This is a genomic window from Bradyrhizobium arachidis (genome assembly GCF_015291705.1).
GTDB lineage: Bacteria > Pseudomonadota > Alphaproteobacteria > Rhizobiales > Xanthobacteraceae > Bradyrhizobium > Bradyrhizobium arachidis.
Genome location: NZ_CP030050.1, coordinates 4101653 through 4121206 on the forward strand (window position 1 = coordinate 4101653; position 19554 = coordinate 4121206).

The window sequence follows — 19554 nt, forward strand, 5'->3', positions numbered from 1 at the left end:
AGGACAACAACGATGAAACCATTTGGATACCACCAACCCGGCCAGATCCCCGATGCGGCCAAGTTGTTGACCTCGATCGAGGACAGCAAGCTCGTGGCCGGTGGCATGACGCTGATCCCGACATTGAAGCAGCGGCTGGCGAGCCCGGTCGCGCTAATCGATCTGTCGAAGCTCGGAAGCCTCATGGGCATCACCGACGACGGTGCCACGATCACCATCGGCGCGATGACGCCGCATGCGGTGGTGGCGGCCTCGAAACTGGTGCAAACGAAAATTCCCGGGCTCGCGGCACTTGCGTCCATGATCGGCGACCCCGCCGTGCGCAGCCGCGGCACGATTGGCGGCTCCGTCGCAAACAACGATCCGGCCGCTGATTATCCCGCAGGCGTGCTTGGCCTCGGTGCCACCATCATCACCAGCACGCGCGAGATCGCTGCCGACAACTACTTCCTCGGTCTGTTCGAGACCGCGCTTGAGCCGGGCGAGATCATCACCGGGATCCGCTTTCCGGTGCCGCTCAAGGCAGGCTATGCGAAGTTCAAAGCGCCGGCCTCGCGCTACGCGCTGGTTGGTGTGTTCGTGGCCAAATTCGCCGACGGGGTCCGCCTCGCCGTCACCGGCGCGGGGCCGGGCGTGTTCCGCGTGCCGCCGATGGAGGCGGCGCTGTCCGGCAGTTTCGATCCATCCGCGATCGCGGCGATCAGGATCGACACAGACGGCCTCACTTCCGACATCCATGCCGAAGCCGACTACCGTGCGCATCTCGTCACGGTCATGGCCAAGCGCGCCGTCGACGCGGCGCTCAGCTAGCTCCTTAGGGTTGATGATGACTGATGGTTCCGGCCGAACGGCCTTCCCGCCGGCGCCGACTGGCCTTGGCGCTCTTTCTGCAACCGAGATCATGGCTGGCTACCGGCGCAGGGCGTTCACTCCGCGCGACGTCGTCGACGATACCATCGCCGCACTTCAGGCGACGAACGAAGCCTGCAATGCGGTGGTGACGCCGATGTACGAGCAGGCGAGGGCGGATGCCGACCGTGTCACCAAAGAGATGCGGGCAGGCGAGGCCAAGGGGCCGCTCGCTGGCGTACCCGTCACGATCAAGGATCTCGTCTTCGTTGCGGGAGTGCCGGCCTATGCCGGCTCGCCGATGAACAAGAGCTTTGTGCCCGAAGCCGATGCTGCCGTGGTGTCAGCGCTGAAAGCGGCTGGTGCGATCATCACCTGCAAGACGACGACCTGCGAGTCCGGCTACAAGCTGACGGCAGATAGCCCGGTTACCGGCATCACGCGCAATCCCTGGAATCCCGGCCGCACCAGCGGCGGGTCGAGCGGCGGCGCGGCGGCGGGTGTGGCCGCCGGTTGCGGTCCGATCGCGATCGGCACCGATGGCGTCGGCTCGATCCGCGTGCCGTCCTCCTTCTGCGGCGTGTTCGGCTTGAAACCGACTTTCGGCCTCGTGCCGCGCTCGCCCGGTTTCTCGCCGCCGTCCTGGGCCTCGCTCGCGCACACCGGACCGATCACGCGGACGGTCGCGGACGCCGCGCTGACGCTGGAAATCATCGCGGGCTACGATCTGCGCGATGCCGCAAGCCTTCCGGTGTCCACGCGCCGCTTCGATACGAATGCAGGACGCCTGAATGGCATTCGTATCGGCGCCAGCGCCGATCTCGGCTACGCCGCCGTCAGCCCTGACGTCTGCGCGGCGTTTGGCAAGGCGCTCGCCATTCTCGATTCCTGCGGCGCGCAGGTCACAATGGATGGTCCAGGCCTCGATCCCGGTATTTTGGAACATACACTGAAGCCGATCGCGTTCACCGAACAGGCTGCCGCCGTCACGACCAAGACGACGGCCGATCTCGCCAGTTCTGAGGCTGATTATCGCGATGTCGTCAGCGCCGGCCGGCATTACAGCGGCACGGATTATGTCGAAGCGAGCTACCGGCGCGGCCAGGCCCGCAGTGCTTTCGTCAAACTGTTCGAGCGCGTCGATGCGCTGGTGACGCCGACGGTCGCGGTGACCGCATTCGAGGCTGGCCAGATCGGTGTCGATAAGATCGACGGCCGCGAGGTCGATCCGCATCTCGGCTGGTCGCCCTTCACCTGGCCGATCAACCTCGCGGGTCTGCCGGCCGCGACGCTGCCCTGCGGCTTCGATCGCGATGGCATGCCGATCGGGCTTCAGATCATCGCGCCCTGGCTCGACGAACCCACGATCTTCCGCATCGCCGCCGCGTTCGAACAGGCGCAGCCCTGGGCGAAGTTCTGGCCGCAGCTCGCGTTACGTGATGGGGGTGGAGGGCGCGCCAAGGGGTGAAACGGCCACAATGCAAGTGTGCCAGTGTTTTGCCCGACGTGTCAAATCGCCAAAGCACGATCCGAAAAGTGGCGCCGCCGGCTTTCCGAGACATGGCGCGGAAAGCCCTTTGTGAACAAGGCAGTTCTACTGTGCATGGGGTTGTTTTCGAGTTCTTGCGCGCCTAGCCGAGCTCGATCGGCGCGCCGCGGCCGCTCAGCTCTTCATCGAGGCGAAGATAGTGCGCGAGATAGTCGTGCAGCGCGGTGGCCGCCTTCGAGGTGGCGCCGCTGGACTTGTACAGCAGCAGCTCGATCTTCGGCAGCGGCGGCAGACCCTCGTTCGGCCCGATCTCGCGCATCGCCGGCACCAATGCGCTGCGGCCGAGCACCGTGACGGCCATGCCGGCAAAGGCCGCAGCCTGCAGTCCGCCGACGCTTTCGCTGACGCAGGCGATGCGCCAGCGCAGATTCGCGCGCTCGAGCGTGTCGATGGCGTAGTCGCGATAGATGTTGCCCGGCGGCAATAGCGCGAGCGGGATCGGACGTTCCTGATGCGCGGCGGATTGCTCTCCGGTCATCCAGACCAGTTGTTCGCGCCGCACCACCTGGCCGCCGGTGAAATCGTTCATGCGCGTGACGAGCGCGATGTCGACATCGCCGCGCTTGACGAGGCCGACCAGCGGCGTCGACAGCGCGCAGTTGAGCTCGACCTGTACGCGGGGGAAGGACTTTCGGAATACGCTGAGGATCGAGGGGAGCATGAAGGCGGCATAGAGGTCGGGCGTGCCGAGCACGACCTGGCCCTCGATCTCCTGTGACGCAAGCTGCGAAATCAGCTCGTCATGCAACCTCAGGATCGATTTGGCGTAGGTGAGGACGGTGGTGCCGTCCTCGGTCAGCGTCAGCCTGCGGCCGCCATGCTCGAACAATTGCTTGCCGGTGAGTTCCTCCAGCCGCTGCAATTGCAGGGTAATCGCCGGCTGGGTGCGGCCCAGCCTTCGCGCTGTCTCGGTGATGCTGCCGGTCTCGACCACCGAGATCAGCGACCGGAGCATGCGGATGTCGAGACTGATGAGGTTCATGCGGCGTCCATATCGCCCAGAATTTATGCAAAATCCATGCTAGCGCACGCGGCGCCGCGGTTGTGGTGGCGGACCCGGACCGGCTTCAATCAAGAAGGCTAGCCCATTCGCGATGACATCATCAATCGCGACATCGAAACCAAGACGCGGCGAGAACGCGATGCGCTGACCGCGGATGTCGTCGGCCTGCAGGACGAGGACACAGCCACATTCTCGGCTTGCGGCAAGTCGAGCCTGATCGGATCGGGCTCAGCAGCACTGCACAGATTTGCTGCATGGCGATATGAATTCCAGCAGCCTGCGCTGCAATAACGCGCTTGACTTCGGTTTCGATCTCAACGACCGTATCAACCAAGCGTTGGGCAACTCAGCCCGTCAACGCGACGAGTTCAAATCATTTCCAACACCACGCGCACCTCGCGTGTTCGGTTGGCGGCGAGGGCGCCCTCGGCTTAACGGCCGGCGGGTGCTTTTTTGTTTTGGATCGAGTGATGGCGCGGACGCGATATCGTATCGGTGTGATGTTCTCGACCACGGGATCGTACAGCGTCGTCGCGCGTTCGATGCTCAACGGAGCGCTGCTCGCGTTCAGCGAGATGAACGCGGGCTCCGACACGATCGCGCTGGAGCCGGTCGTGGTCGATCCAACCGGCGATCTCGCCCAGTACCGCTCGCTTAGCCGGGACCTGCTCAACTCCGGGATCCGTCACGTCGTCGGCTGCTACACCTCCTCAAGCCGGAAGGAGGTCATTCCCTGCTTCGAGAAGTTCGACGGCATGCTCTGGTATCCCTCGCACTACGAGGGTTTCGAGAGCTCCGACAACGTCGTCTATACGGGGGCCGCGCCAAATCAGCACGTCCTTCCGCTGGTCGACTATCTCGCTACGCGCGTCGGCAAGCGCGCCTTCTGCGTCGGCTCCAACTACATCTGGGCGTGGGAGAACAATCGCATCTTCCGCGAGGCGCTTGCCGCGCGTGGTGGCACCGTGCTGGCCGAGCGCTATCTCTCGGTCGGCGATACTGAAGTCGACCAGGTGATCGCGGCGATCATCGACCAGCGGCCCGACTTCGTCTTCAACAACCTGATCGGCACCAGCGCCTACGCGTTCTTCCGCGCGTTCCGCGCCGCCTGCCGCGCGCGTGGCATCGATCAGGCAGCGGAAATCCCCGTTGCCAGCTGCACGTTGTCGGAGCCGGAGCTGCCCGAGATCGGCCTCGATGCGGTCGATGGGCATTTATCATCGAGCGTCTATTTCTCCTCGTTGAACTCCCCCGAAAATGCCGCCTTCATCGCCGCCTATACGCGATCGTTTCCGGAGGGGCCGGTGTCGTCGGCAGACGCCGAAGCCTCCTATATCGCCGTCAAGCTGCTCGCGGCGGCCTTGTCGCAGGCCGGCACCGACGACGCCCGCACGGTGCGGGCCGCGGTCGCCGACCAGCGACTGCGCGCACCGCAAGGAGAGGTTCGTATCGACCGGCAGACCTTTCACGCCTGGCTCACGCCGCGGATCGGCCGCTCGGCGGCCAACGGGCAGTTCGAAGTGCTGCTGGAATCGCGCGAGCCGATCGCGCCAGATCCCTATCTCGTCCAGTCGTCGCCGCGCTTTGCAAGTGCGATGCGCTCTCCGCTGTTGAAGGTGGTGCAATCATGAGCTCCCGACTGTTACAGAACTTCAAGGGCGGCCGTGCCATCGTAGTCACCCGGCGAGGGGGATGGGAGAGCACGCTCGAAACGACGCTGGCCAAGCTCGGCGTCTCCACTGAATATCCGGAGATCATCGACGGCCGTGCCCAGATCGATGTCGTTGGCCTCCAGGCCGATCGCGACATCCTGTTCGTCGACGGTGATCTCGAAGGCGCGGTGGCAATCGAAGTCAGCCCGGCCTCGCGGTTGCCGCCGGTGCCGGTGATCGGTCTCGTCGGCGTCGAGGCTCCGAGCCGGCTGAAGGCGCTGGTCAATCTCGGCGCCACCTCGTTCCTGCGCAAGCCGGTGCATGGCGGTGCGGTCTATACCTCCCTGTTCATGGGCATCAACCAGTTCCTGTTGCGCTCCGAAATGTATGAGCGTCTGCAGGTCCTCGAGGAGCGCCGTCGCGGCCGCCGCGCGGTGATCCGGGCGGTCATCCTGCTGATGCAGCAGGGCGGCCTCGACGAGGAAGGTGCCTATTCCCAGCTCCGTCGCGACAGCATGCGCGCGCGGCAGAACATGGAACTCTATTGCGAGGAGTTTCTGAGCAAGCGGGCGAAGCCGCCCGATACGTCCAGCCGCACGACCGGCATCACGCTGCAAGGCGGTAAGAAGCAGGCCATCTAGGAGAAGCAAAATGAGCAAGTCTGTATTGCGGGGGCTGCGCGCCGCAGCCCTCACGGGGACGCTTGTCCTCGGATCACCCCTACAATCGGCGCTCGCGGCGGAAAACCCGATCAAGCTTGGCGTGCTGGAGGATCAGTCCGGCGATTTCGCCGCGGCCACGATCGGCAAGGTTCACGCCATCCAACTCGCCGCCGACGAGATCAACAAAGCCGGCGGCATCATGGGCCGGCCGCTGGAGCTGGTCGCTTACGACACTCAGTCCGACAACACCCGCTACCAGGAATTCATGCGGCGCGTGCTTCAGCGCGACAAGGTCGACGTCGTGTTCGCGGGCTTCTCCTCGGCCTCGCGCGAGGCGTACCGCCCGATCGTCGACCAGTTCAACGGCTTCGCCTTCTACAACAACCAGTACGAAGGTGGCGTCTGCGACGGCCACATGATCGTCACCGGTGCCGTGCCGGAGCAGCAGTTCTCGACGCTCATTCCCTACATGATGGAGAAGTACGGCAAGAACGTCTACACGCTCGCGGCCGATTACAATTTCGGCCAGATCTCGGCGGAATGGGTGCGCAAGATCGTCAAGGAGAACGGCGGCAAGATGGCCGGCGAAGAGTTCATCCCGCTCGGCGTATCGCAATTCTCCCAGAGCATCCAGAACATCCAGAAGGCAAAGCCGGACTTCGTCGTCACGCTGCTGGTCGGCACCGCACAGGCCTCCTACTACGAGCAGGCGGCCTCCGCCAACGTCAACTTGCCGATGGCGTCCTCGGTCAATGTCGGCCAGGGCTACGAGCACAAGCGCTTCAAGCCGCCGAGCCTGAAGGACATGTACGTCACCACCAACTACATCGAGGAAATCGACTCGCCGAAGAGCAAGGAGTTCTACGCCAAGTTCAAAGCGAAATTCCCGAGCGAGCCCTATGTGAACCAGGAGGCGGAGAACTCCTATCTCGCCGTCTATCTCTACAAGCAGATGGTCGAGCGGGCGAAGTCGACCAAGCGCGAGGACATCCGAAAGGTGATCGCGCTGGGCGATGTCTGCATGGACGCGCCGGAAGGCAAAGTCTGCATCGACCCGAAGAGCCAGCACATGTCGCACACGATCTATCTCGCCAAGGTCGGCGCCGATCATTCGATCTCCTTCCCGAAGGTCTGGGAGGACATCAAGCCGTACTGGCTGGGTGAAGCCGGCTGCGATCTCACCAAGAAAGATCCGATGGCGCAGTACACGCCGTCGAATCCTCCGCCGAAGCCCTGATCCGGCGGCTGATCGCCCCGGCCCTCGCGGCGGGCCGGGGCGGTCAAGAACATCTCGCTGCGTCTTCCCACATATCGGTTGGTTCATGGACATCGCGACCCACGTCTTCTCGGCGCTCTACCAATTCGGCGACGCCTTTGCGTTCCTGGTGCTCTCGGCCTGCGGCCTCGCCGTGATCTTCGGCATGATGGGCGTGATCAATCTCGCCCATGGCGAGTTCATCATGTGCGGTGCCTATGTGACGGCCGCGACGGTTCATGCCGGCCTGCCATTGCCGCTGGGCATTCTGGCGGGCACAATCGTGTCCGCGCTGGTTGGCGTCCTGGTGGAGCTCGCGGTGATCCGCCATCTCTACGACAGGCCGCTCGACACCATCGTGGCCACCTGGGGGCTCAGCCTGATCGCGACGCAGGGCACCCTGATCATGGTCGGCTCGACCATGGCCGGCGTCGGCACGCCGTTTGGCAGCTTCCAGGTCGGCGACTACTCCTACTCGATCTATCGTATCGTGCTGTTCTGTGCCGCGCTCGGCGTGCTCGCCGCGCTCTACGCGCTGTTCAACTGGACGCGCTTCGGCGTGCTGGCGCGCGCCACCATCCAGGTGCCGCATATGGCGGCCGCGCTCGGCGTCGATACGCGCCTGATCTACAGCCTCACCTTCGCCTGCGGCGCGGGGCTCGCTGGCCTCGCCGGCGGGCTCTACGCGCCGACCATGACGTTGGTACCGACGATGGGGGCGACCTTCATCATGGAGGCCTTCGTCACAGTGGTGATCGGCGGCGCCGATGTTTTTCTCGGCACCGCGCCGGCGGGCACCGTTCTGGCGGTGGTGAAATCGGTGATGACGTCCTGGCAGGGACAGCTGTTCGGCCAGATCGGCCTGCTGGTTGCCGTCATCATCGTGGTCCGGGTCCTGCCGAAAGGCATCTCCGGCTTCGTGCTGCGTGAGCGCACCTGACGGAGTGATGGCGTCGTGACTGGTTTCCTCTCGTTGTTCCGCCGTCTCGAAGGCCCGCAGACCGTCGGTCGCGGTCCCGGCTTCTGGGGCCTGTTTGCCCTCGTGCTCGCGGTCGCGCTGGCCTATCCGCTGTTCAGCGACGGCTACACGGTCGGCAACACCGTCTACTTCTTCGTATGGGTCTTCATCGCGCTCAGCCTCTGCGTGATCTGGGGCTATGGCGGCTCGCTGTCGTTCGGCCAGACCGCGTTCTTCGGCATCGCGGGCTACGGCTACGGCGTCCTCACCATCAATTTCGGCTCGGCCTACGGCTTCACGTTGCTGGCGCTGGTGATTGCGGTGGCGATCGCCGCGCTGTTCGCGGTTCTGCTCGGCTATTTCATGTTCTTCGGCCGCATCGCCGGCGTCTTCCTCGGCATCGTCACGCTGGCCGTGACGCTGATGCTGGAACGCTTCATGGCGCAGACCGCAGGACCCGAATGGCACATCGGCAGCGCAAGGCTGAACGGCTTCAACGGCATGAGCGCGATGCCGCCGCTGACCATCCCGTGGCCCGGCGAGCCCATCGTGCTGTTCGCCGATATCGGGCTCTATTACCTCGTGCTCTGCCTTCTTGTCTTCGTCTATCTCGCCTTGCGCGTCCTGATGAACTCGTCGTTCGGCAATGTCATCGTGGCCATCCGCGAGAATCCTGAGAGGGCGGAGATGCTGGGCTACGACATCCGCAAGTACCAGCTCATCACCTTCGTCATCGGTGCCGCGCTCGCGGGCCTGTCCGGCGTGCTCTACACGGTGTGGGGACAGTACATCACGCCGTCGAGCATGGGCATGACGGCTGCGGCGCTGCCGCTGATATGGGTCGCAGTCGGCGGTCGCAGCGATCTGACGTCGACCGTGATCGGCACGCTGGTGGTGCTCGCCGCGTTCCAGGCGCTCACGATCTACGGCAGCCAGTACGCGCTGGTCTTCATGGGCGTGCTGTTGGTGCTCACGGTCCTGATCGCCCCGAACGGTCTCGTGCTCGGCGTGATGAACTTGCTCGGCCGCATCGCCGCCCGTTTCACGCAGAGGGCCGGCTGATGTCGCTGCTCGAGCTGCGCAAGCTGAACAAGCATTTCGGTGGCCTGCACGTCACCAACTCCGTCGATCTCACGCTGCAAGCCGGCGAGATCCATTGCCTGATCGGCCCGAACGGCGCCGGCAAGAGCACGCTGTTCCGCCTGATCTTGGGCGAGCATCATCCTGGCAGCGGTGACATTCTCTTCGCCGGAGAGAACATCACGGCGCTGAAATCCTTTGCCCGGATTCGCCGCGGCCTCTCGGTCAAGTTCCAGGTGCCTGGCGTGTTCAAGGGCCTGTCGGTCCGCCAGAATCTCGAGATCGCCCTGCAGAGCCGGCATCGCGGGGCGGAGCTCGAATCCGAGATCGGCCGGCTGCTGAGCTTCCTCGGGCTGGAATCGGAGCAGGCGCAGATCGCCGGCAATCTCAGCCACGGCCAGAAGCAATGGCTCGAGATCGGCATGGCCGTCAGCCTGAAGCCGCGCCTTCTGCTGCTGGACGAGCCGACCGCCGGCATGTCGCCCGAGGAAACCCACACGACCGGTGAGATGGTGCAGCGGCTCAATGCCGACGGCATGACGGTGCTGGCCATCGAGCACGACATGGCCTTCGTCCGGCAGGTCGCGCACCGCGTCACCGTGCTGCATCTCGGCCAGGTCTTCGCGCAAGGCTCGATCGACGAGATCGTGGCTGACGAACGCGTGGCGGCGATCTATCTGGGGCAGGCCCATGCTTGATGTGCCGCGCAAGGAAGTGATCCTCGCAACGCTGGGTCTGCGTGCCGGCTATGGTGGCAAGCCGGTGCTCCAAGGCCTCGAAATCGAGGTGCGGGAAGGGGAGATCGTCGCCGTCATCGGACGCAACGGTGTCGGCAAGTCCACGCTGATGAAGAGCCTGATCGGGCTCGTGCCGGCGATGAGCGGCTCGATCGTCTATCGAGGTGAGGCGGTGGAATCTCTCCCCGCGCACAAACGGGCGCGCCTCGGCATGGGGTATGTGCCACAGGGGCGCGACGTGTTTCCGCGGCTGACCGTCGGCGAGAACGTCGCTGTCGGCGCAGCGATCAAGGGCGGCGGTATTCCCGAAGCGGGGCGGCGCAAGATCGTTGACGCCTTTCCGATCCTGGCCGAGCGCTGGAACCAGCGTGCCGGCACCATGTCCGGTGGCCAGCAGCAACAACTCGCGATCGGGCGCGTCCTGATTGCGGATCCCAATCTGATCCTGCTCGACGAGCCCTCGGAGGGCATCCAGCCCAACATCGTCCAGGACATCGCGCGCAACATGGTCGAGCTCAACCATAGGACCGGGGTGACCATCATCCTGGTCGAACAGAACCTCGACATGATCCGCGCCATGGCGCAGCGTTGCTATGTCATGGACAAGGGACGCATCGTCGCGAACCTCGATCGCGCGGCGCTCGACGATGCGGCCGAGATGCGCCGTCATCTTGCGGTTTGAAGACTAGCCAACGACAGAAGGAGAAAAGCAAATGTCCTGGCAGAAAGACTCCATCATGGCCCGCAAGGGCATCGCCAAGGGTGAGCGAGGAACCCGATACAGCATCACGGAGCACGAGCAGGGCAAGTACCACTATGTCTATGGCCCTTACGTGAATCCAGTGCTGACCGTCGATCCCGGTGCGGTGGTGGCTGCCGAAACCCACGACGCGTTCGAGGGCGCCATCAAGAAGGAGACCGACAGCCCGTCGAAGATTCTCAACTTTCCGTTCCTCAATCCGCAGAACGGGCCGATCCACGTCAACGGCGCCGAGAAGGGCGACACGCTCGCGGTCTATATCGAGAGCATCGTGCCGCGCGGGCCGCAGCCCTGCGGCACGACCGTGGTGATGCCTGATTTCGGCGGCCTGGTCTCGACCGGGCAGACCGCGCTGCTCAACCCGGCGCTGCCGGAACGGGTCAAGAAGCTCGAGATCGACGCCAAGACCGGAACCAAATGGAACGACAAGATCACGCTGCCATATGAGCCATTCATCGGCACCATCGGCACCTCGCCGGAGATCGAGGCGATATCCTCGCTGGTCCCGGATTATTACGGCGGCAACATGGATCTGCCCGACGTCGGCGTCGGCGCGATCATCTATCTTCCTGTCAACACCAAGGGTGCCTTGCTCTATCTCGGCGATTGCCATGCAGCGCAGGGTGACGGCGAGCTCTGCGGCGTCGCCATCGAGCATCCGACGGTGACGACGGTGCAGGTCGATCTGATCAAGGGCTGGACCATCGCCTGGCCGCGGCTCGAGACCAGGGACTTCATCATGACGATCGGCTCGGCGCGCCCGATGGAAGATGCAGCCCGCATCGCCTATCGCGAGCTCTGCCGCTGGATGGCGGCTGACTATGGTTTCGACGAGATCGACGCCTACATGCTGCTGACCCAGGCCGGCCGTATCAGGCTCGGCAACATGGTCGATCCCAAATACACATTGGGAGCCTCCATCAAGAAGTCCTATCTCGCTTGAGGCTGGCCGGAATGTCCACCATTCACAAGGTCGCGGCGGTCCAGTTTGAGCCGACCATGTTCGAGAAGGCGCGCAATGTCGCTCGCCTGCTCGAGCTCTGTGAGCAGGCGGCGATCGCCGGTGCAAAGCTGATCGTCACGCCGGAGATGGGAACGACCGGCTATTGCTGGTTCGACCGGGCCGAGGTCGCGCCGTTCGTCGAGGCCATTCCGGGGCCGACCACGAGCCGCTTTGCGGCGCTGGCGCGCAAACATGACTGCTACATCGTGGTCGGCATGCCCGAGGTCGACGAGGACAACATCTACTTCAACACGGCCGTCCTGATCGGGCCTGATGGAATCGTCGGCCGCCACCGCAAGACGCACCCCTATATCTCCGAGCCGAAATGGGCTGCGGCTGGCGACCTGCACAATCAGGTGTTCGAGACGCCGATCGGGCGGATCGCGCTCCTGATCTGCATGGACATTCATTTCGTCGAGACCGCGCGACTGATGGCGCTCGGCGGTGCGGATGTTATCTGCCACATCTCGAATTGGCTGGCGGAGCGCACGCCGGCGCCTTACTGGATCAGCCGCGCCTTCGAGAACGGCTGCTACGTCATCGAGAGCAATCGATGGGGGCTTGAACGCACGGTGCAGTTCAGTGGCGGCAGCTGCGTGATCGCACCGGACGGGCAGGTGACGGCGGTGCTCGACAAGGGCGATGGGGTGCTGCTGTCGGAGATCGATCTCGACGCCGCACGCGCGCGCCGCGTGCTTGGGGAGGCCGTCTTCGCGCAGCGGCGGCCCGAGCTCTATCCGGAGCTGCTAACCGATACGTTCAGCTGGAATCCGCGCGACTTCTTCGGTCTCTATGGCCACGACCCCTGGCCGACCGGCAAGACGTCGCGGGTCAGCGTCGCGCAATTTACGCCAGGCCACGACATCAGCCAGAATCACGAGAAAATCTCGGTGCTCGCCCGCAAGGCCAGGGCAGAAGGCGCGGAGCTCGTCGTCTTCCCGGAGCTCGCCCTGACGGGCCTTGCCGATCCCGCACGAGGGGCGCAACCGATTTCAGGACCGGCGGCCGACAGCCTTGGCAGGCTTGCAGAGGAGCTCGACCTCTATCTTGTCTATGGCCTCGCCGAGCGCGACGGCGATCTAGTCTACAACAGCGCTTGCCTCGTTACGCCGGATGGGGACATCTCGGTCTATCGCAAGACGCATCTCACCGCCGACGAGCGAAGCTGGGCGACGGCCGGTGACGGTTGGACGGTTGTCGACACGCCAATCGGTCGCATCGGGCTATTGATCGGTCACGACGCCTCGTTTCCCGAGGCGGGCCGGGTGCTGGCGCTTCGCGGCTGCGATATCGTCGCGTGTCCTGCCGCGATCAAGGGGCGCTTCAGTTCGTCGCATGCGGGCACGGGGGTCGAACAGCGAAAGCCGATTCCAACCGGCCCGGATTCGCACCATTGGCACCATTTCCGCGTTCGCGCCGGCGAAAATAATTTGTTCTTCGCCTTCGCTAATGTCGTCGATCCAGAACGCGGCTATCCTGGGCTCAGCGGCGTATTCGGCCCCGACACTTTCGCGTTCCCGCGGCAGGAAACGATCGCGGCCGACGGCACGGGGCTTGCCACTGCGCTGGTCGACACCACCAACCTCGACAGCGTCTATCCAACCAATGTCGTGCGTCGAAAGGATCTGGTGTCGATGCGCATGCCGCACAGTTATCGCGGATTGGTCCAAGTGGCTGCGCACAACTACTGAATCAAGAAAAGGAGACGGGTCATGGATCTAGGACTGAAGGGCGCCAAGGTTCTCGTCACGGGAAGCACCAAGGGAATCGGCCGCGCGATCGCCGAGACATTTGCCGCCGAGGGCGCCGATGTCGGTGTGTGCTCGCGCAATCTGGCCGAGGTCGAAAGCACGGTCGCCGCGCTCAAGGCCAAGGGCGTGGCGGCCTTTGGCGGTGCGGTCGATGTCGCCGACGCGGCGGTTCTAAAGACCTGGGTCGGCGATATGGCGTCAAAGCTCGGCGGCATCGATGTCGTCGTCGCCAATGTCAGCGCGCTCGCGATCGGACAGGACGACGAAAGCTGGCAGAAGGAATTTTCGACCGACATGATGGGCACGGTCCGGCTGGTGAATGCGGCCATGCCGTATCTGGAGAAGAGCACGGCCGGCGCGATTGTCACGATATCAAGCGTCTCCGGGCGCGAGGTCGATTTCGCGGCCGGCCCCTACGGCACCTTCAAGGCGGCAATCATCCATTACACGCAAGGGCTCGCCAATCAGCTCGCGGGGAAGGGCATCCGCGCCAATTCGGTCTCGCCGGGCAACACCTATTTCGAGGGTGGGGTTTGGAACATGATCAAGGACAACAATCCAGAGCTCTACAAGACCGCGCTGGCGCTTAATCCGACGGGACGGATGGGGACACCGCAGGAAATGGCTAACGCCGTGGTGTTTCTCGCGAGCCGCGCGGCGAGCTTCATCACCGGGACGAACCTCGTTGTCGATGGTGCATTGACGCGCGGCGTCCAGTTCTAGCGAGGGCGCAATCAGGGCACGTGGAACTTTTCCAGGACGCAGTGAACGCTTGTTGCCGCCGACCATCTGCGTCGCCACTAGGGGCGGCCGCAATCGAGCAGAGTGTATAGGCATCCTGCTATAGCGGATCCTGACTGGCGCGAAGGGCAGCCGGCGCAACGATGATCAAGAGAAAGAGAGATGTGAGGGATCTCACACGGGGATTTCGACTCTTGCACTAGTCAGAGCTTCGACTCTCGTAGAACCGCTGGAGGTTCGCATGAAGCTTCTGATGATCTCTGGCCTGGCCGGGCTGGCCGTTTTCGTCGCTGCGGCGAATATGGCATCGCATCCATTACCGGCGGGTCGCACATCGGTAGCAGGGATGCCCCCTTTGCAAGGGATGCAAATGCAACGAAACAAATTGCCGGTTGAAGATTTCGCAGATCGATCTCTTGTGTTTCCAAGGGAGACACCGCAGTGAGAACAGCGCCAGCGCGTCTCAACTGATAGTGATCGAACCGGACGACTTGGTCGGCTCGTATGCCTTCGAGCAGGTTCGACGCGCCAAGCGGCTGGCCGGGGCGCGACTGTCGCAAGCACTGCTCAAGGACTCATGAAAATCGGGGCAATCCCGATGGGGTCGCCAACCAGCCCCACGGATTGAAGCCGCGCGCGGTGGACGTCGACTTCAAGGGCAGCCAGGAGGAGGGCTAACACTGCGACGACGTAGACCAGGAGTGGCGACGCGTGCTGCGTGCCGGGATCACGATTTCGCGGCGGCAACGCGCGAAAGTGCCGCAACCGCGAGATGAGCTGCAAATAGGCCTTCAGGTGTATTTGCATATCCGGCCTCGGTCTGTGAGGCGCCTTTGGGAAGACTGCGACCGCGTAGATCGCCATTCAAGGCGCCGCTTGTCGCACCTGGAACCCAACACGAGCTACCCTCGTTGAGCTGGATCAAATGGATGCGCGCTTGCCCACAGGCCAAGCCTGTCGGCCATCGATCGATGCCGGAATTGACGGACGTCCGGCATTTGGCCGTGGCGCGAAAGCCGGGCAGAATGGCACGGTGGGCGCTTCGCCGTGACTGTCTCCGACGGCCAATGGATTTGACATTGCGTCTCGCCACCGCCCTTCTGACGGCATCGCTGCTCCTCCCGCTGCTGCCTGCGCAGGCGCAATTGGCGGGGCACGGCGGGCCTGTTCGCGCGATCGCCGTTTCAGCCGACGGCAAGACAATCTTGTCGGGCAGCTTCGACACTGCCGCGATCCGATGGTCCCTCGCAACCGAGTCCGCCGAGCAGGTCCTTCGCTTCCATTCGGGTGCGGTGAATGCGGCTGCCTTCCTCGGCGATGGACGAATGGCAACGGCTGGTGCGGACGGCCAGATTGCTGTCTGGACGCCGGGTCGGCTGCAACCAGATATGGTTGTCGTCGGTCATACGGGACCCATTGTCGGGCTCGCCGTTTCACCCGATGGATCGAAGCTGGCATCCGCCTCGTGGGACCACACCGTGCGGATTTCATCGCTGTCCGACGGTGGGATGAGCGTGCTGGAAGGTCACTCGCAAGGCGTGAACGGCGTGGCCTTTGCTCCCGACGGGAAAACGCTGGTGAGCGTTGGCTACGATCTGACAGTGTGCATTTGGCCTCTGCCGGGCGGCAGCCCCGAGATCGTTACGATGCCGGCGCCGCTGAATGCGCTCGCCATCGCGCCCGATGGCGAAATCGTCACCGGTGCGGCAGACGGCAAGCTGCGCATGATGACCGCCGATGGCAAGGTGAACGGCGAGGTCATGGTTGGCGCCAGGCCGATCGTGGCGCTGGCGATCTCGCAAGACGGTGTTTTGATCGCCGCAGGGGCGATTGACGGCACCGTCGCGATCGTCGATCGCAAGGCGCGCAACGTGATGCGCACGATCGCTGGGTTCGGGGCGCCGGTCTGGTCGGTTGCGTTCTTGCCCGATGGTACCACGCTCCTGACTGGCGGTGCCGACGGCAAGATCAGGCGCTGGAATGCGCTGACCGGAGCGGCGATCGGGTCGAGCGTACTGGGTACACCGGTGGATCCGCTCGCTTCCTATGCCGGCGATCACGGCGCCGAAATCTTCAGGGCCTGCGTCGCCTGCCATACATTGTCGGAGGCTGAGGTGCAGCGTGCCGGGCCGACGCTTGCGGGACTCTTCGGCCGGAAGATCGCCTCGCTTCCGGGCTATCACTTCTCCGACGCGCTCAAGTCGATGGATATCGTCTGGACGCCGGAGACCGTCTCAAGACTGTTCGAGATCGGGCCGAACGCCTACACACCCGGCACCAAGATGCCGGAGCAGCACATCGGTTCGGCCGAGGACCGCCGCGCGCTCACGGACTTTCTGGCGCGTGCGACGTCGAAATAGCTGGCAACAACGCTCTAATACCCCGGCCATTGCTCCACGGGAATGTTTGTTAGCTCCGGGTTCTCCTTGAGCATGCGGGCGACGTCGATGCTGGGATGTTCCTTGAGCGCCGTCACGACACATTGGTTGACGTATTTCCGGCGTGACAGCCACTTGATCTTCTTGCCCTTGGCCTCGGCCTTGCAGGCGACGATCGCCCGTTTGAGCGCGACCTTTTCCACCTTGGTGAGGGCGGCGGCCTCGACGGCCGTGCCGGCAAGGGCCGTGATGGCAAGGCAGGTCGCAACACCCATCATGGAACGAGGCATGCGGCTATTCCTTTTTCTCGCGTTGACGCAGATAGTCATCCGTCGTCCGTGGTGGTGCGCGTTCCGGAACGTCCTGGATTGGATCGAACTGCTCTTCGCTCATGACAATGACGCGGCAATCGGCGCACATCCGCAAGGCTTCGGTTCGGCGGTCCCCGGTGGGATACATCCAATGGCGCCCCTCGAGCTTTGTCGCGATCCGATCGATGGTGCTCTTCACGCCGAAAGGCGTGCCGCAGCGAACGCAAAGGGCCGGTTCTTCTTCCTTGATCACGCGCGCCGGCGCGCGCCTGGTCCGGAAGTCGATCTGCGGGGTGAGCGTGATGACCTTCTCGGGACAGGTGCTCTCGCACAGACCGCACTGCACACAGGCGTCCTCCACGAATTTGAGGACGGGACGCTCAGGATCGGCGCGAAGCGCGCCGGTCGGGCAGACAGAAACACACGACAGGCACAGCGTGCAACCGCCGGCGTCAACGGTGATTGCACCGATCGGTGCACCCTCGGGCAAGGCGATCACGTCGACCGGCTTTGGCGCGAGACGATGCAATTCACTCAGGCCAAAGCGGAGCAGATCGCCCCGCTTACCGACTGTCCGGAAAGTCGCTGGATTCTCGAGACCGGCGAGGGAACCCATCCCCGTCAGTTGGTCAGCCAGGGTGTCGGGATCGTCGGTTTCGATCGTGGCCACGCGGCGGCCGTCAAATCCGAGCCCGGCAAGGATGGTCTCGGCCATGATGATCGTCTGCAAAAGTCCGGACACGCCGTGTCGCGGCTTGGCGCGTAGGAGGAACCGCACTGCCGCCGCGCCATACGCGAATGCGCCGATAACGGCCTCCAGGCCGACCTGCGTCAACTCGTTGACGGCGAGGGGAAGCACGTTGGCCGGCAATCCGTCGCCATGACGGGCGAGCGCATCGATCAGCGGCGTGCCGTGCTGGCTGTCGTGCAACAGCAGCACCGGATGGGTGCCGCCGGCCTCGCGATAGGCGAGCAACATGGCGCGAAGGATCTGCAATTGGGTGTCTGCGGGCGGCAGCGCGTAGGATGCAGCTCCTGTGGGGCAGGCGGCCGCGCATTGCCCACAACCTGCGCAGACTTCTGCATTGACCGCGACATGGTCGCCGTCCGGCGCAATCGCGCCGGTAGGGCATAAGTCAAGGCAGCGATGGCATCCGGTCAGCTTCGAGCGCGAATGCGCGCAGAGGCTGGGTGTGAAGTCGATATATCTCGGCTTGTCGAAACTTCCGACGAGATCGCGAGCGGCAAGCACCGCGCGCAGCACCGCCGCGGGATCTCTCGGATCGGCGCGGAGATAGCCGTCCCGCAGGTCGTGCGCGGCAAATAGCGGTGGCTCGCCGGAGAGGTCGAGCACCAGATCGCAACGCGAGGTCGCCCCGTTGCGCCGGGCCTCGAATACGAAGTGGTCGCGCGAAGAGGGGCGCGGTCGTGCGTAGTCGTCGATCGTGAGCTCGAAGGCACCAAAATGTCCCCGCGCGTTGCGGATCGTGCCTGTTACGATCGGAAACACTGCCGCGGGAGGCGGCGTAACGTCTGTCAGCTGCCTGAGCATCACCGTGACATCGAGATGGTCTGCGAGCAGCCGCCCGGCTTCGATCGCGGCCTCGTCGCGTCCATAGATCAGGACGATGCCGTCGCTCGACAATGTGACCAGCGGATAGTCGGGTGCGGGAATCGCGGCGGCCGCCAGCAGAGCGGCCATCTTCGCACCCGCATTGGCGCCGTCGTGCGACCAGCCCGCCGTCTCGCGGATGTTGACGAAAGTGATCCCGTTGGGAAGGTCGCCGGCCTCTTCGGTGAACTGGGCAGCCTGCTGCGTGCAGGCGACCGTCAGCGGACCATCCGCCTTTGCCGCATTGCGGAAATGATCGAGCTCCGCGCCGCAGAGATGGCGAAAGCTTCTGATCTCGCAGTTGGGGCATCCCCGCTGGATCGCAGCCGTGTCAAGACGCATCGTGTCTTCGCACGAGCAGATCAGGACGGTCTTCGCTGGCTGGTCCAGGTGAATCCCTCCGTCAGTGCGGCGCCGACTTACGGACTCGCGCCGTTCCTGCACCTCGTATAGATTTTCACTATCGGGAAGAAAAGGAAAGTGGAGGACGGCCTTGCGGTCGACCCCAACCAGCCACGTTTCCCTGGCGGAACCGATCCATCTGCCGCCGCCCTTCACGCTCGTCCGGTTGCGCGAGAGCGGAGACGCCTTTGCCCATGCTTGCCGCATTGCACCCAAGCACGGCGCCGGCACACTGGTGTATGTCGGGCGGTTCGATCTCGCCGAATTCGCCGTGGTGCTCGAGCCCGGCGAAAACTTGAGCACCGCGCGGCGCGCGTTCTACGCCGGCATGGTCGCACTCACCGACGCTCTTCGCGCCTATGCGCCGCCCAACAAGACGGTTGTGATCGGGTGGCCCGGCTCCGTCGAGATCGACGGCGGGCTCGTCGGAGGAGGGCGGATGGGGTGGCCATCGTCCGCGCGCGAGACTGAGCGGCCCGCATGGCTGGTGTTTGGCGCCATGATCCGGACCGTCGCCATGGCCGATCAGGGACCCGGCGTTCGTCCGCTCGCGTCCGCGCTGGATGAGGAGGGGTTCGGCGAAGCGGGCGCCGACCAGGTGACCGAGAGTTTTGCACGGCACCTGATGCGGGTGATCGATCGTTGGCAGGTCGATGGCTTTGACAGCGTCGCACGCGACTATCTCAGCCGGGTTCCCCATGAGCGGCGAACCGTCCTGAGGATCGACGAGGGCGGCGACCTCTTCGCGCGTCACGTCGGTACCGGCAGGGTTGAGCGGAGCGAGCTCGTCAAAGCGCTCGCCGCACCATCCTGGCTCGATCCGAAACTCGGAGGGCCAAGGATGTGACAAG

The 19554-nt window shown here is 64.1% G+C and carries 18 protein-coding genes; 15 read left to right on the forward strand and 3 right to left on the reverse strand.

Features of this window, described 5'->3' with window-relative positions:
• Positions 1 to 12: 12 nt before the first annotated feature.
• Together WN72_RS18800 and WN72_RS18805 are read left to right on the forward strand one after the other, a co-directional pair.
• Positions 13 to 810, forward strand: coding sequence for an FAD binding domain-containing protein (locus tag WN72_RS18800; RefSeq protein ID WP_092218957.1), 798 nt, complete (start codon positions 13 to 15; stop codon positions 808 to 810).
• Positions 811 to 826: 16 nt separating this feature from the next.
• Positions 827 to 2317 (forward strand): amidase, encoded by a 1491-nt coding sequence (locus WN72_RS18805; RefSeq protein ID WP_092218968.1) that lies wholly within the window; start codon positions 827 to 829, stop codon positions 2315 to 2317.
• Between the two features lie 163 nt (positions 2318 to 2480).
• On the opposite strand, the gene WN72_RS18810 is transcribed toward WN72_RS18805, so the two are convergent.
• Complete coding sequence (locus WN72_RS18810) at positions 2481 to 3380, reverse strand: LysR substrate-binding domain-containing protein (protein ID WP_027557111.1); 900 nt, start codon at positions 3378 to 3380, stop codon at positions 2481 to 2483.
• Positions 3381 to 3871: 491 nt separating this feature from the next.
• On the opposite strand from WN72_RS18810, the gene WN72_RS18815 reads away from it, so the two are divergent.
• From WN72_RS18815 to WN72_RS18870, 12 genes are all read left to right on the forward strand, one after another.
• Positions 3872 to 5032 (forward strand): transporter substrate-binding domain-containing protein, encoded by a 1161-nt coding sequence (locus WN72_RS18815; RefSeq protein WP_027557112.1) that lies wholly within the window; start codon positions 3872 to 3874, stop codon positions 5030 to 5032.
• The gene (locus tag WN72_RS18820) at positions 5029 to 5694 is read left to right on the forward strand and encodes an ANTAR domain-containing response regulator (protein ID WP_092218658.1); all 666 of its coding nucleotides are present in this window, start codon (positions 5029 to 5031) and stop codon (positions 5692 to 5694) included. Before WN72_RS18815 ends, WN72_RS18820 begins: the two co-directional genes overlap by 4 nt.
• Before the next feature lie 10 nt (positions 5695 to 5704).
• On the forward strand, positions 5705 to 6952 hold the full coding sequence (locus WN72_RS18825; RefSeq protein WP_027557114.1) for an urea ABC transporter substrate-binding protein: 1248 nt from the start codon (positions 5705 to 5707) through the stop codon (positions 6950 to 6952).
• Positions 6953 to 7037: 85 nt separating this feature from the next.
• Complete coding sequence (locus tag WN72_RS18830; RefSeq protein ID WP_027557115.1) at positions 7038 to 7910, forward strand: ABC transporter permease subunit; 873 nt, start codon at positions 7038 to 7040, stop codon at positions 7908 to 7910.
• A gap of 15 nt (positions 7911 to 7925) precedes the next feature.
• Positions 7926 to 8990 carry a branched-chain amino acid ABC transporter permease gene (locus WN72_RS18835; protein WP_027557116.1) on the forward strand — a complete coding sequence of 355 codons (1065 nt, stop codon included), beginning with the start codon at positions 7926 to 7928 and terminating at the stop codon, positions 8988 to 8990.
• Complete coding sequence (locus tag WN72_RS18840; RefSeq protein ID WP_092218655.1) at positions 8990 to 9706, forward strand: ABC transporter ATP-binding protein; 717 nt, start codon at positions 8990 to 8992, stop codon at positions 9704 to 9706. Before WN72_RS18835 ends, WN72_RS18840 begins: the two co-directional genes overlap by 1 nt.
• Complete coding sequence (locus tag WN72_RS18845) at positions 9699 to 10427, forward strand: ABC transporter ATP-binding protein (RefSeq protein WP_035729925.1); 729 nt, start codon at positions 9699 to 9701, stop codon at positions 10425 to 10427. Before WN72_RS18840 ends, WN72_RS18845 begins: the two co-directional genes overlap by 8 nt.
• Positions 10428 to 10458: 31 nt before the next feature.
• Entirely contained in the window at positions 10459 to 11448 is a 990-nt protein-coding gene (locus WN72_RS18850; protein WP_027557119.1) for an acetamidase/formamidase family protein, read from the forward strand.
• Positions 11449 to 11459: 11 nt separating this feature from the next.
• Positions 11460 to 13199 (forward strand): nitrilase-related carbon-nitrogen hydrolase, encoded by a 1740-nt coding sequence (locus WN72_RS18855; protein WP_092218651.1) that lies wholly within the window; start codon positions 11460 to 11462, stop codon positions 13197 to 13199.
• 21 nt (positions 13200 to 13220) lie between these two features.
• A complete protein-coding gene (locus WN72_RS18860; protein WP_092218648.1) occupies positions 13221 to 13982 on the forward strand; it encodes an SDR family NAD(P)-dependent oxidoreductase in 762 nt (253 codons plus the stop codon).
• Positions 13983 to 14241: 259 nt separating this feature from the next.
• A complete protein-coding gene (locus WN72_RS18865; protein WP_092218645.1) occupies positions 14242 to 14445 on the forward strand; it encodes a hypothetical protein in 204 nt (67 codons plus the stop codon).
• A gap of 622 nt (positions 14446 to 15067) precedes the next feature.
• Entirely contained in the window at positions 15068 to 16360 is a 1293-nt protein-coding gene (locus WN72_RS18870; protein ID WP_092218643.1) for a c-type cytochrome, read from the forward strand.
• A 14-nt stretch (positions 16361 to 16374) separates the two neighbouring features.
• On the opposite strand, the gene WN72_RS18875 is transcribed toward WN72_RS18870, so the two are convergent.
• Entirely contained in the window at positions 16375 to 16668 is a 294-nt protein-coding gene (locus WN72_RS18875) for a hypothetical protein (protein ID WP_244553921.1), read from the reverse strand.
• Positions 16669 to 16672: 4 nt separating this feature from the next.
• The gene (locus WN72_RS18880) at positions 16673 to 18643 is read right to left on the reverse strand and encodes a 4Fe-4S binding protein (RefSeq protein ID WP_092218641.1); all 1971 of its coding nucleotides are present in this window, start codon (positions 18641 to 18643) and stop codon (positions 16673 to 16675) included.
• 151 nt (positions 18644 to 18794) lie between these two features.
• On the opposite strand from WN72_RS18880, the gene WN72_RS18885 reads away from it, so the two are divergent.
• Positions 18795 to 19550 (forward strand): biotin/lipoate--protein ligase family protein, encoded by a 756-nt coding sequence (locus WN72_RS18885; protein ID WP_167381072.1) that lies wholly within the window; start codon positions 18795 to 18797, stop codon positions 19548 to 19550.
• The last annotated feature ends 4 nt before the right edge of the window (positions 19551 to 19554 follow it).

What these genes read in the sequence shown, in the direction of transcription:
- WN72_RS18800 (WP_092218957.1), top strand. Translation starts at nt 13, where the DNA reads ATGAAACCATTTGGATACCACCAACCCGGCCAGATCCCCGATGCGGCC.
- WN72_RS18805 (WP_092218968.1), top strand. Translation starts at nt 827, where the DNA reads ATGACTGATGGTTCCGGCCGAACGGCCTTCCCGCCGGCGCCGACTGGC.
- WN72_RS18810 (WP_027557111.1), bottom strand. Translation starts at nt 3,380, where the DNA reads ATGAACCTCATCAGTCTCGACATCCGCATGCTCCGGTCGCTGATCTCG.
- WN72_RS18815 (WP_027557112.1), top strand. Translation starts at nt 3,872, where the DNA reads ATGGCGCGGACGCGATATCGTATCGGTGTGATGTTCTCGACCACGGGA.
- WN72_RS18820 (WP_092218658.1), top strand. Translation starts at nt 5,029, where the DNA reads ATGAGCTCCCGACTGTTACAGAACTTCAAGGGCGGCCGTGCCATCGTA.
- WN72_RS18825 (WP_027557114.1), top strand. Translation starts at nt 5,705, where the DNA reads ATGAGCAAGTCTGTATTGCGGGGGCTGCGCGCCGCAGCCCTCACGGGG.
- WN72_RS18830 (WP_027557115.1), top strand. Translation starts at nt 7,038, where the DNA reads ATGGACATCGCGACCCACGTCTTCTCGGCGCTCTACCAATTCGGCGAC.
- WN72_RS18840 (WP_092218655.1), top strand. Translation starts at nt 8,990, where the DNA reads ATGTCGCTGCTCGAGCTGCGCAAGCTGAACAAGCATTTCGGTGGCCTG.
- WN72_RS18845 (WP_035729925.1), top strand. Translation starts at nt 9,699, where the DNA reads ATGCTTGATGTGCCGCGCAAGGAAGTGATCCTCGCAACGCTGGGTCTG.
- WN72_RS18850 (WP_027557119.1), top strand. Translation starts at nt 10,459, where the DNA reads ATGTCCTGGCAGAAAGACTCCATCATGGCCCGCAAGGGCATCGCCAAG.
- WN72_RS18855 (WP_092218651.1), top strand. Translation starts at nt 11,460, where the DNA reads ATGTCCACCATTCACAAGGTCGCGGCGGTCCAGTTTGAGCCGACCATG.
- WN72_RS18860 (WP_092218648.1), top strand. Translation starts at nt 13,221, where the DNA reads ATGGATCTAGGACTGAAGGGCGCCAAGGTTCTCGTCACGGGAAGCACC.
- WN72_RS18865 (WP_092218645.1), top strand. Translation starts at nt 14,242, where the DNA reads ATGAAGCTTCTGATGATCTCTGGCCTGGCCGGGCTGGCCGTTTTCGTC.
- WN72_RS18870 (WP_092218643.1), top strand. Translation starts at nt 15,068, where the DNA reads ATGGATTTGACATTGCGTCTCGCCACCGCCCTTCTGACGGCATCGCTG.
- WN72_RS18875 (WP_244553921.1), bottom strand. Translation starts at nt 16,668, where the DNA reads ATGCCTCGTTCCATGATGGGTGTTGCGACCTGCCTTGCCATCACGGCC.
- WN72_RS18880 (WP_092218641.1), bottom strand. Translation starts at nt 18,643, where the DNA reads ATGCGTCTTGACACGGCTGCGATCCAGCGGGGATGCCCCAACTGCGAG.